The sequence below is a fragment of the Thalassospira sp. MBR-102 genome (assembly GCF_040549275.1).
In the GTDB taxonomy this organism is placed as follows: domain Bacteria; phylum Pseudomonadota; class Alphaproteobacteria; order Rhodospirillales; family Thalassospiraceae; genus Thalassospira; species Thalassospira xiamenensis.
Map to the genome: position 1 here is coordinate 164,162 of NZ_JBEPTC010000014.1, position 11,585 is coordinate 175,746.

The following is an 11,585-nucleotide window of genomic DNA, read 5'->3' on the forward strand; positions in this document are numbered from 1 at the left end:
ACGATGTCCTTGATACAAGAAGTCGACTACGGAACCCCCGCCGCGAAATCCGAAAAGACCGTGACAATTAATGTCGACGGATTTGATGTGACCGTGCCCGAAGGCACGTCGATCATGCGGGCCTCAATGGAGGCGGGCATTCAGGTGCCGAAACTATGCGCGACCGACATGGTCGATGCGTTCGGTTCATGCCGCCTGTGTCTGGTGGAAATCGAAGGCCGCAATGGCACCCCGTCATCCTGCACGACCCCGGTCGCGGATGGCATGGTGGTTCATACCCAGACCGAAAGATTGAAGAAAATCCGCAAAGGCGTGATGGAACTTTATATTTCCGATCACCCGCTGGATTGCCTGACCTGCGCGGCGAATGGTGACTGCGAATTGCAGGATATGGCCGGTGCGGTTGGCCTGCGCGATGTGCGTTATGGCTATGATGGGGGCAACCACGTCAAGACCCGCCAGAATGGCGAGGAAAACCCGCGCTATATGGCCAAGGACGAGAGCAACCCGTATTTCACCTATGACCCGTCGAAATGTATCGTCTGTTCGCGGTGCGTGCGGGCGTGCGAGGAAGTGCAGGGGACTTTTGCCCTGACCATTGAGGGGCGCGGGTTTGAAAGCCGGGTGTCGCCGGGCATGCATGAAAACTTCCTGGATTCAGAATGCGTGTCGTGTGGCGCCTGTGTTCAGGCCTGCCCGACGGCAACGCTTCAGGAAAAATCGGTGATCGAAATCGGTCAGCCGGAACATTCGGTCGTCACCACCTGTGCCTATTGCGGCGTCGGCTGTTCGTTCAAGGCGGAAATGCGCGGCGATGAGTTGGTGCGCATGGTGCCGTACAAGGATGGCAAGGCCAACCGCGGGCATTCGTGCGTTAAGGGGCGTTTTGCTTATGGCTATGCCAGCCATAAGGACCGTATCCTGAACCCGATGATCCGCGAAAACACGTCTGATCCGTGGCGCGAAGTCAGTTGGGAAGAAGCCCTTAGATACACGGCGGACAAGTTCCGTTCGATTCAGGCAAAATACGGCAAGGCCGCGATTGGCGGGATTACGTCATCGCGTTGCACGAACGAGGAAACCTTCCTTGTGCAGAAGCTGATCCGGGCCGGGTTTGGCAATAACAACGTCGATACCTGTGCGCGTGTCTGCCATTCGCCGACCGGTTATGGCCTTAAAACCACATTCGGGACATCAGCCGGGACGCAGGATTTTGATAGTGTCGAACACACCGATGTTGTGATCCTGATCGGGGCCAACCCGACGGACGGGCACCCTGTTTTTGCATCGCGCCTTAAAAAGCGGTTGCGTCAGGGGGCGGAGCTGATCGTGATTGATCCCCGTCGCATTGATCTGGTGCAGTCACCGCACATCAAGGCCGCCGCCCATCTGGCATTGCGTCCGGGTACCAATGTTGCGGTTCTGACGTCGCTTGCGCATGTGATCGTTACCGAAGGCCTGTTTGACGAGGCATTCATTCGCGAACGGTGCGACTGGGATGAATTCCAGGATTGGGCGGCGTTTGTATCCGATCCGCAAAACAGCCCGGAAGAAGTCGAACGCCTGTCGGGGGTTCCGGCGGAAACCGTACGCAAGGCGGCGCGTATTTTTGCGCGCGGTGGCAATGGCGCGATCTATTACGGGCTTGGCGTGACCGAACACAGCCAGGGATCAACCACGGTAATGGCGATTGCCAACCTTGCGATGGCGACGGGTAATATCGGGCGTCCGGGCGTGGGTGTGAACCCGCTGCGTGGGCAGAACAACGTGCAGGGTTCGTGTGATATGGGATCGTTCCCGCATGAATTACCGGGTTATCGCCATATTAGCGATGATGCGACGCGCGACGTGTTTGAAAAAATCTGGGGCGTCAAACTTGATGACGAACCGGGTCTTCGCATTCCCAACATGCTTGATGCCGCTGTCGAAGGCACGTTCAAGGGTATTTATATTCAGGGTGAAGACATCCTGCAATCGGACCCGGATACCAAGCATGTTGCCGCCGGTCTTGCGGCGATGGAATGCGTTGTGGTTCATGACCTGTTTTTGAACGAAACGGCAAATCATGCGCATGTGTTCCTGCCCGGTTCGACCTTCCTTGAGAAGGATGGGACATTTACCAATGCCGAACGTCGTATCAACCGTGTTCGCAAGGTGATGAGCCCGAAAAACGGCTTTGCCGATTGGGAAGTGACCCAGAATCTGGCGCGTGCGATGGGGCTTGATTGGAGCTATACCCATCCGTCGCAGATCATGGATGAAATAGCCCGCACCACGCCAAGCTTTGCCGGGGTCAATTATGATCTTCTGGAACGCGAGGGTTCGGTTCAGTGGCCGTGCAATGAAAAGGCACCGTTGGGTACCCCAGTGATGCATATCGACGGGTTTGTGCGCGGCAAGGGCAAGTTTGTTGTGACCGAATATGTTGCGACTGACGAGCGTACCGGTCCGCGGTTCCCGCTATTGCTGACCACCGGGCGTATCCTGTCGCAATACAATGTTGGGGCACAAACCCGCCGTACAGCAAACAGCGCATGGCACAAGGAAGACCTGCTGGAAATCCATCCCCATGATGCCGAACAGCGTGGCATTCGCGAAGGGGACTGGATCCGTCTGGCCTCGCGGTCGGGTGAAACGTCGTTGCGAGCAACGATTACCGACCGGGTTGCACCGGGGGTGGTTTACACGACCTTCCACCATCCGGGCACACAGGCCAACGTGATCACCACCGATTATACCGACTGGGCGACCAACTGCCCGGAATACAAGGTTACCGCGGTTCAGGTCACGCCGAGTAACGGGCCGACCGAATGGCAGGTGGAGTATGACAAGCAGGCTGAACAGTCACGCCGGATCCTTCCACGTGTCGATGCGGCCGAATAGGCGCGAAATGTTGCCCGGTTTCATGATAGGATCGTGTCATGAAACCGGGTGTTTTCGTCCGTAAAATCAAGAATTCCGGCGGGAGATTAAACGTTAATGGAACCTGACAAACTCGTCTATATGGCCAATCAGATCGCGACCTTTTTCACATCAAAACCCCACGCCGAAGGGGTCGAGGGGGTGGCCGGGCATATCAGCGATTTCTGGGAACCGCGCATGCGCAAGCAGCTTTTTGACATGATCGAAAGAGGCAATGGCGGTTTCCATCCGCTGGTGATCGAAGCCGTCCCATTGATCCGCAAGGTCAAACAACCGGCGTGACAGCAAAAATGACATCGGCAAATCGCATCATTGATGGCCGTGACCATGATCCGGCGCGTGCCGTGACGCGCGGCGATGGCACTGGTGATGCACCGATGATCCTGCAGCCGGAAATCCCGGCGGCACTGACGTTCAATGGCACGTCCCACGCGGTAATGATGGTGTCGCCGCACGATCTTGAAGATTTCATGATCGGGTTTGCCCTGTCCGAAGGCATTGCCGATCATGCCGGGCAGATCAATTTGCGTGATGTGCGGAAAACCTTGCAGGGTTATGTGATCGAGGCCGATCTGGATGAGGATATTCTGGACCGGCTTGCAATCCGTAAGCGCACTCTTGAAGGGCGTTCGGGTTGCGGGCTTTGCGGGGTGCAGTCGCTTGAGGCGGTGGCGATGGACCGGATCGGTAAGGTGACGCCTTCAAATATGCCACAAGACATCGTGCTTGGTGCGATTGACGCCCTTCCCGATCAGCAGACACGCAACCGCGAAGGCGGCGGTCTTTTGCATGCCAGTGCCTTTGTCGATGCGACTGGCTCCGTCCGCATTGTGCGCGAGGATATCGGGCGTCACAATGCGCTCGACAAGGTTCTTGGTGCGGTGGTGCGTCAGGGTGTTGATAAAGCCGGTGGTTTCATCCTTATGACCAGCCGCTGTTCATATGAAATCGTCACCAAAACCGTGCAATGCGGGGTGGGCGGACTTGTAACCCTTTCGGGGCCGACATTAACCGCGGTCAATCTGGCGCGACAGGCGGGATTGACAATGATCTGTCGCGAACGGCGCGGTTTGTTCCGGCGTTTTGCCTAAGCCAAATCAGGCGGAATCCCGTTCGACAATTTCAAATCCGATATCGATGCAGTTTTTTTGCAGCGGCTTTTTGTCGATGCGTGCCATTAAGGCTGTCGCCGCCTGAGAGCCCAGATAAGCCCGGTCAACGTGAAGCGATGTCAAACTTGGTACTGTGAAAGCGGCAAAATTCTGGTTCCCAAAGCCGATCACTGCAATGTCTTCGGGGATGCGCAGATTGCGTGTCTGTGCTTCGATGATGACCCCATGCGCCAGCAGGTCGGAGCTGCACATGACAACGCCGTTCTGGAAGCCCTCATCAATAGCCTGTGCAAGCGACTTTCGTCCCAGTTCCAGACTGGCGGGACTATCCAGGCATATCTCTTTGACGGGATTGTTGCCTAGCTTGCGAAAGGTTTCGCAGAAAGCATCCTTACGTCGCAGCGCACGTTCGTCGGCGGCCGAAATGGCCAGCGCATTGCGATAGCCCTTTTTATGCGCGAATTTCGCGGTTTCTTCGCCCGATTTTGCATGTGAAAAGCCAACACAGGTATCAATCGGGGATTCCGTCATGTCCCAGATTTCAACAACCGGAATTCCGGATCCCAGAAGCATCCGTTTGCATTTTGCCGAATGATTGATCCCGGTCATCATGATGCCATCGGGGCGGCGGCTTAGCATGGTTGCGAGGACCGATTCTTCTTCTTCCATCGAAAGGCCGGTTTCAGCAGTCAGAACATGATAGCCATGCCCGCGCATCACCTGAATGAAATGCTTGATGAATTCGGAATAGGCGAAGTTGGTGATGGACGGGATCAGGGCAACAATCAGGTGACTTCGCTTGGATGCCAGGGCCCCGGCTACCATGTTTGGCACATAACCGGTCAGTTCGATTGCATCTTTGATGCGTTGGAGTGTCTTTGCGGAGACTTTGGACGGATCGTTAAGGGCACGCGAAACCGTCACCTGCGACACACCGGCAAGTCGCCCGACGGATTCCATCGTTACGGTGCCCGAATGGTGTTCTTTGTTCTGAGACATTGTGTGCGATGTTTCGTTTTTCGGCAAAACGGTTTCTCTGTTGAAGTCATTTTGTGAAGGCGCCCTTGGCATCGGCTTGATCCGAGGGCACCGGCACATTGGCATCACTGGATGGCAATCGCGTTTTATCTTAATTGCCAGATGCCGTCAGGTCCCGTTTCTTTTTGCGAGAAATTGCAACCGAGAACCAGACGGAAAGTGCAATCAGTATCCACAACAGAACCGCGATCCAGCTTTTGGTGAAGAAGATCGAGAGCGTGCCAAACGATTCAATGCTTTTGACGAAATAGATTTCCGCCGACGGACCAAGGATAAAACCGATGATGAAGGGGGCGATTTCCAAGCCGACTTTATGGGCAAAGTAGCCAAACAAACCGAATATCAACAACGTCCAGACATCAAACATCACGCCGTAATTGATGGTGTATGCGCCAACAACGCACATCATCAAGATGATCGGAAACAGGATGTTTTTCGGGATCATCACCACCTTGGCGATGTGCCGGATGGCAAAGATCATGACAATCAGCATCACGATGTTTGCTGCAAGCATGGCAACAATCATCGCATCCCAGGTTACCGGATTGTTGCCGATAAACAGGGGGCCGACCTGAATGCCCTGCAAGGTGAAGGCACCGATCAGGATGGCGGTTGTCGAATCACCGGGAATGCCAAGCGAAAGCAACGGTACCAGCGCGCCGCCGGTCAGGCCGTTATTCGCACTTTCCGATGCCATGACGCCGGAAGGCTCGCCTTTGCCAAAGCGTTCCGGATTTTTTGAAAAGTTTTTTTGCTGGCTATAGGCCAGGATCGATGCGGCACTGCCGCCGACACCGGGCAAAATTCCCACAAAAGTACCAATCCCCGAAGATCGTATCAGGTTGACGAACTGACCTTTGAATACGGAAAAATCGAAACGTCTGCCTTTGCCGATCTTGACCGATGAAAGACCTTTTTCGTCCTTCATGCCACTTTCGGCTTCGATCAGGATGGTCGACAGGCCAAAGATGCCGATCAGTACCGGCAGCAGCGAGAAGCCACCTTCAAGGTAATATTCCAGAAATTCAGGTACCAGACGCAATTCGCCGTTGCCGCCGCGCGAAATATCGTAGGCACCGATCAGGCTAAGGAAGATACCAAGCACGCCACTGAAAACGCCAACGAGCATGTTGCTGCTAAGTGCTGCCATAACGGTCAGCGCAAAGAAGATGATCAGGAATTTTTCAACATATGAAAATTTGATCGCAAAGTCGGCAAGTGCGGGGGCAAAGAAGAAGAGTGCCGCCAGACTGATGATGCCGCCGACAAAAGATGAAATGACTGCGATCCGAAGGGCGCTTTCACCGTCGCCCTTTTGGGTCATGGGGTAGCCGTCAAATGTGGTGGCGATTGAGGATGGCGTTCCCGGGATATTCAAAAGAATAGCCGGAACAAGTCCGCCCGAAATGCCGCCAACATAAAGACCCAGCAAAAGGGCCAGACCGTTTTCCAGACCAAGGGAATAGGTCAGGGGTAAACACACCGCGACCGCCATGGTTGCCGTCATCCCGGGGATCGCACCAAAAATGATGCCGATCACCGTGCCGGATGCAACCAGGGTAAAGAAGAACGGCGTTAAAATGGAAAGAAAATCCATATCAAATCTCTCGTGTCGTTCTTGGCTTAAGGAAGCGATATGTTGAAAAGTTCCGACAGCAGGTACCAGACAACGCTTGGTGCTATCAGGGCATTCAGGCCCGCGATCAGCAGATGCCGCTTATCGCGCTGCTGCAGGTAAAGCACGCTCATGGCAAACAGGTAGGGGATCGAACAGATATAAAACCCGAGGCCGGTATTCGGATAAAAGTCGCCCACCCATGGCATGGCGATGAAATAAAGAACGGTACCGGCGAGGGTTCCGAAAAAACGCATATGGTCAATTTTGGCCGGCCACCAGGAGACGGAGCCAACCGTTGCCAAAATCGCGCGACTGCGCGTTGCCAGTATCGCAACCAGTAAAATGCCAAGCACAATGGCAACGATGGTTGGAAATACCGTGTGCGATGTATCGAAATCAATGGACACTGATAAAAGCGATTCCAGTGACATGAAGTATCTCCTTCTTATCCCGCGCTGCCCAATGTGCTGAAAACGTGTCGGTTTTAGCGGCGGGCACGGTTGTCGGAATAGTCTTCATCTGTCGATGTTCCTGTTGGCCCGGCAGATGGCCGGGCCAACAGGGAATGGCTAGTTCGTCGAAATCGAAGAGATGATTTTCCGGATTGTTTCGCTTTTATCTTCAAGATAGGCAGAGGCTTCTTTCGATGGCAGGAAGTTCGGAATGAAGAAGGAATTCTTCTGGGTTTCCTGAATTTTGCCTTCGGCATAGATTTCGGCAAGGGCATTGTCGATGGTTTCGACGATTGCCGGATCCATGTCTTTGTTGAAGAGGAAGAAGAACTCTTTATCAAAGGTGAAGTCGTTCGTGCCGTCCATCGTGACGCTTACATTCGGTGTGGTGTAGCCGAGCAATTCTTCGCTGGTCGTGTTGCCCATGCCTTCCGGATTTGCCTGTTTGATGGTTTTTTCACGGGCTGTTACCCAGATGAAACGCATCGCTTTCTGGTCGTCCTGCGGAAGCTGGGTGAACTGTTCGTTTGCCTGTACGGAGCCGTTGATCACATCGGCCTGACGATCAAACAGAAGCTGGTTTTTATCTGCCTGCGAACCGGTATTGACGGCGACGATGTTTTCTTCAGCGCCCGGATACATGATTTTTGCTGCGTTTTTCATTGCAGAAAGACCGATTTCCGAAACGCCACCAGCCTGAATGGCGACGCGAATGCGCTGTCCGGCAGCCGCAGCGGCAAAGACGTCTTCCATTGATTTGAACGGAGAGTCTTTTGCGACAAGGTATGCGTTGCCCGGATTGATCGAGACGGTGGCGCCGACATTGTATTTTTCAAAAATATTGTCGTAACCGCGAACGCCATAAAGGTTGCCCATATAGGCACCGTCATGGAACATCATAAGCGTCGTGCCACGTGAATCGCGATCAAGTGCCTTGAAGGCTTCGCTCACGCCAACGGCATCAACCTTGACGTTGATATCGAGTTTTTTCGAAAGTGCTTCGGCGATGATTGCGCTGTTCTGATAGGTGTCGCCACCGGTTGACTTCGAACCGATGACCAGTCGAACGTTGCTTGGCAGGTCGGCTGCGTTGGCAAGAGACGGTGCTGCGAGCATGGCTGCAAGCCCGACGGCAGTGGCGAGGGTTTTGAAAAGTCCGGTCATTGTTTCCTCCCGAATGACGCGATCCTGAATAAGGGCTCCTTGCCCGAGATGCCCGGCCGGGGTGGTTCCCGATAGGCCTGCGCTTTGCTTGTTCTTGTTATTGTTGCCTGTAAAATTCCAAGCTTAATGAAAGCGCATACATAAATTCATACAAGTCGATTTAACTTCTGTCAATCCCGGAATATTTGGTCTTTTTGTATGGGCTTCACACGGGAAAATACCTGTAAGATAACTTGACAACATTGATGTGTATGCGCATACATGACATCATAAATGAAATTGCATTGTTCTGTCGGGTTTGCATGTGCATAGTCACCCGGCAGGGCAGATACACGGGAGGAACGCCATGTCCGAAAAACAAAAAAAATCTGCCGAAGACCTTAGAAGCGCGCGCTGGTTTGCGCCCGACGATCTGCGTTCGTTTGGTCACCGTTCGCGTCTGATGCAGATGGGGCTTGATCCGGAAGACTGGACAGGTCGCCCGGTCATCGGAATTCTGAATACCTGGTCGGAATTGAACCCGTGCCACGCTCATTTCCGCGAACGTTCCGGTGACGTCAAAAAAGGCGTGCATCAGGCGGGTGGTTTCCCGGTCGAACTTCCGGCGATTTCGGTTGATGAATCTTTCACCAAGCCGACCTCGATGCTGTATCGCAACCTTCTGGCGATGGAGACGGAAGAGCTGATCCGTTCGCACCCGCTTGATGGTGTGGTTTTGATGGGCGGTTGCGACAAAACCACGCCGGGTCTTGTCATGGGGGCGATTTCTGCCGGTGTGCCGATGATCTATCTTCCTGCCGGGCCAATGTTGCGCGGGAATTATGCCGGTAAAATCCTTGGTTCCGGGTCCGATGCCTGGAAATACTGGGATGAACGCCGTGCGGGTAACATCAGTGACGAGGAATGGGTGGGGGTCGAAGGCGGCATCGCACGTTCTTATGGTCATTGCATGACCATGGGCACGGCATCGACCATGACCGCGATTGCCGAAGCCATGGGGCTTTGCCTTCCTGGCGCGTCGTCGATCCCGGCACCGGATGCCGGTCATATCCGTATGTCGACCCAGTGTGGTCGTCGTATCGTCGATATGGTCTGGGAAGATCTGACGCCTGAAAAAATCGTCACCCCGGCGTCGGTAAGAAACTCTGCCGTTGTTGCGATGGCGACCGGCTGTTCGACCAATGCGGTGGTGCATCTTCTGGCGATGGCGCGCCGTGCCAGCATTAAGCTTGATCTTGATGATCTTGATGCACTTGGCCGTACCACGCCGCTGATTGCCAATATTCGCCCGTCGGGCAAGGGTGATTACCTGATGGAAGATTTCTTCTATGCCGGTGGTCTGCGCGCCCTGATGGCGGAACTTGGCGACAAGCTTGATACAAGCGTTACGACCGTTACCGGCAAGACGCTTGGCGAAACCCTTGAGGGCGCGACGGTTTATAACGGCGATGTCATTCGTCCGCTGTCCAACCCGGTCTATCACGAAGGATCGCTTGCCGTGCTGCGCGGCAATCTGTGCCCGGACGGGGCGGTGATCAAACCAGCTGCCTGTGATGAACGGTTCCGCAATCATCAGGGTCCTGCACTTGTATTTGACAGCTACCCGGAAATGAAAAAGGCGGTTGATGACGAAAATCTTGATATCACGCCCGATCATGTGATGGTTCTACGCAATGCCGGGCCGCTTGGCGGGCCGGGATTCCCGGAATGGGGGATGCTGCCGATCCCGAAAGCGCTGATCAAGCAGGGGCATCGTGACATGTTGCGCATTTCAGATGCGCGTATGTCGGGCACGTCTTATGGGGCGTGTGTGCTTCATGTTGCGCCGGAAAGCTATATCGGCGGCCCGCTCGCCCTTTTGAAAACCGGCGATATCGTGAAGCTTGATCTTGATAACCGTCGTCTGGACATGCTGGTGGATGAAGATGAACTCGAACGGCGTCGCGCGGCTTGGAAAAAGCCCGAGGATCGCTATCAGCGCGGTTATGGCTGGATGTTTGGCAAGCATGTCACCCAGGCCAATGAAGGCTGTGATTTCGACTTCCTGTCGCCCGACTTCGGCAAAACCGCCGGTGAGCCGGATATCTTCTGATCCGCCGGTTGGTTGATCCGGCAATGATCGATGACAAACTGGTGGCGCACCCATCGCGCCACCACCAACAGAATTCAGGGACTTTGACCAATGGCACTTTCCAAAGCCGATTTGCGTGGCGTGCTGTCCGGGATTTCCGGCATTCTTGTTACGCCTTATGATGAAAACGGCGATGTCGCGCCGAAAAAACTCTCCCCGATCATTGATCGTGCGCTGGCCGCGGGTGTCCATTTTCCGGTGGTAAACGGCAATACTGGCGAATTTTATGCGCTGACCACGGACGAGGCCATCACCATGGCCAGATCGGTTGCCGAAATGCTTGATGGTCGCGCGCCGATGCTGGCCGGGGTGGGTCGTGGCATTCGCGATGCGGTTGCATTGGCAAAGGCATCGGCGGACGCCGGTGCCGAGGCGCTTATGATCCATCAGCCCCCAGATCCCTTTGTCGCGCCGCGTGGTGTTGTCGACTATCTTAAACGCATTGCCGATGCGTCGGATGGTTTGCCGATGATGCTGTATCTTCGCAACGATACGATTGGCACCAAGGCGATTGCCGACCTATGTGCAGTTGAAGGTGTTGCCGGTGTCAAATGGGCGACGCCAAATCCGATGAAGCTGGCCGAGGCGATTTCAGCCTGCGATCCTGATATCGTCTGGGTTGGCGGGCTTGCCGAAGTCTGGGCGCCGACCTTCTATGCGGTGGGCGCGCGCGGCTTTACGTCGGGTCTGATCAATGTGTGGCCGGAACGCTCGATGGCGATCCATGCGGCCCTTGAGGGCGGCGATTACGAAACCGCACGCAAACTGATTTCGGAAATGCGGGCATTTGAAGATGTCCGTGCCGAAGAAATGAACGGTACCAACGTGACCGGAGTTAAATCCGCGTTGCAGCTTCTGGGCAATGATTGCGGTCCGACGCGTCCGCCGTCAGCCTGGCCACTGACGCCTGCGCAGCATGAAAAGCTTGTCGGCTTCATGCGCGAAAACAAACTTGTGAAATAAGCGCCGGAATATCCCAGCGCAAAGGAGGCACCAATGTCCTACAAACTGACAGGAAAACATCTGATTGCTGGCGAATGGGTCGCAGGCGATCAGACCTTCCAGTCCGAACCGGCCCATGGCCCGGCCAATACCTTCCCGGTCGGCACCCCGGCCCTGGTCGATCAGGCTGCCAGGGCCGCCGAGGA

The 11,585-nt window shown here is 54.8% G+C and carries 9 protein-coding genes; 5 read left to right on the top strand and 4 right to left on the bottom strand.

Annotated features, from left to right (window positions below):
* The first annotated feature begins 3 nt into the window (after window positions 1-3).
* From fdhF to fdhD, 3 genes are all read left to right on the top strand, one after another.
* Window positions 4-2,883, top strand: coding sequence for a formate dehydrogenase subunit alpha (gene fdhF / locus ABIE64_RS20020; RefSeq protein ID WP_354378382.1), 2,880 nt, complete (start codon window positions 4-6; stop codon window positions 2,881-2,883).
* Window positions 2,884-2,979: 96 nt separating this feature from the next.
* Complete coding sequence (locus tag ABIE64_RS20025; protein ID WP_071240620.1) at window positions 2,980-3,204, top strand: formate dehydrogenase subunit delta; 225 nt, start codon at window positions 2,980-2,982, stop codon at window positions 3,202-3,204.
* 8 nt (window positions 3,205-3,212) lie between these two features.
* Entirely contained in the window at window positions 3,213-4,013 is an 801-nt protein-coding gene (fdhD, locus tag ABIE64_RS20030; protein ID WP_354378383.1) for a formate dehydrogenase accessory sulfurtransferase FdhD, read from the top strand.
* Window positions 4,014-4,019: 6 nt separating this feature from the next.
* On the opposite strand, the gene ABIE64_RS20035 is transcribed toward fdhD, so the two are convergent.
* From ABIE64_RS20035 to ABIE64_RS20050, 4 genes are all read right to left on the bottom strand, one after another.
* Window positions 4,020-5,033 (bottom strand): LacI family DNA-binding transcriptional regulator, encoded by a 1,014-nt coding sequence (locus ABIE64_RS20035; protein WP_040059961.1) that lies wholly within the window; start codon window positions 5,031-5,033, stop codon window positions 4,020-4,022.
* Window positions 5,034-5,163: 130 nt separating this feature from the next.
* Window positions 5,164-6,669: a tripartite tricarboxylate transporter permease gene (locus ABIE64_RS20040; protein WP_354378384.1), complete on the bottom strand. Its 1,506-nt coding sequence runs from the start codon at window positions 6,667-6,669 to the stop codon at window positions 5,164-5,166.
* A 26-nt stretch (window positions 6,670-6,695) separates the two neighbouring features.
* Window positions 6,696-7,121, bottom strand: coding sequence for a tripartite tricarboxylate transporter TctB family protein (locus tag ABIE64_RS20045; RefSeq protein ID WP_114094861.1), 426 nt, complete (start codon window positions 7,119-7,121; stop codon window positions 6,696-6,698).
* Between the two features lie 138 nt (window positions 7,122-7,259).
* Window positions 7,260-8,306, bottom strand: a complete 1,047-nt coding sequence (locus ABIE64_RS20050) for a hypothetical protein (protein WP_354378385.1) — start codon at window positions 8,304-8,306, stop codon at window positions 7,260-7,262.
* Between the two features lie 346 nt (window positions 8,307-8,652).
* On the opposite strand from ABIE64_RS20050, the gene araD reads away from it, so the two are divergent.
* A complete protein-coding gene (araD, locus tag ABIE64_RS20055; protein WP_114094859.1) occupies window positions 8,653-10,398 on the top strand; it encodes an L-arabinonate dehydratase in 1,746 nt (581 codons plus the stop codon).
* A gap of 90 nt (window positions 10,399-10,488) precedes the next feature.
* A complete protein-coding gene (locus ABIE64_RS20060) occupies window positions 10,489-11,400 on the top strand; it encodes a dihydrodipicolinate synthase family protein (protein ID WP_354378386.1) in 912 nt (303 codons plus the stop codon).
* Window positions 11,401-11,585 lie beyond the last annotated feature (185 nt).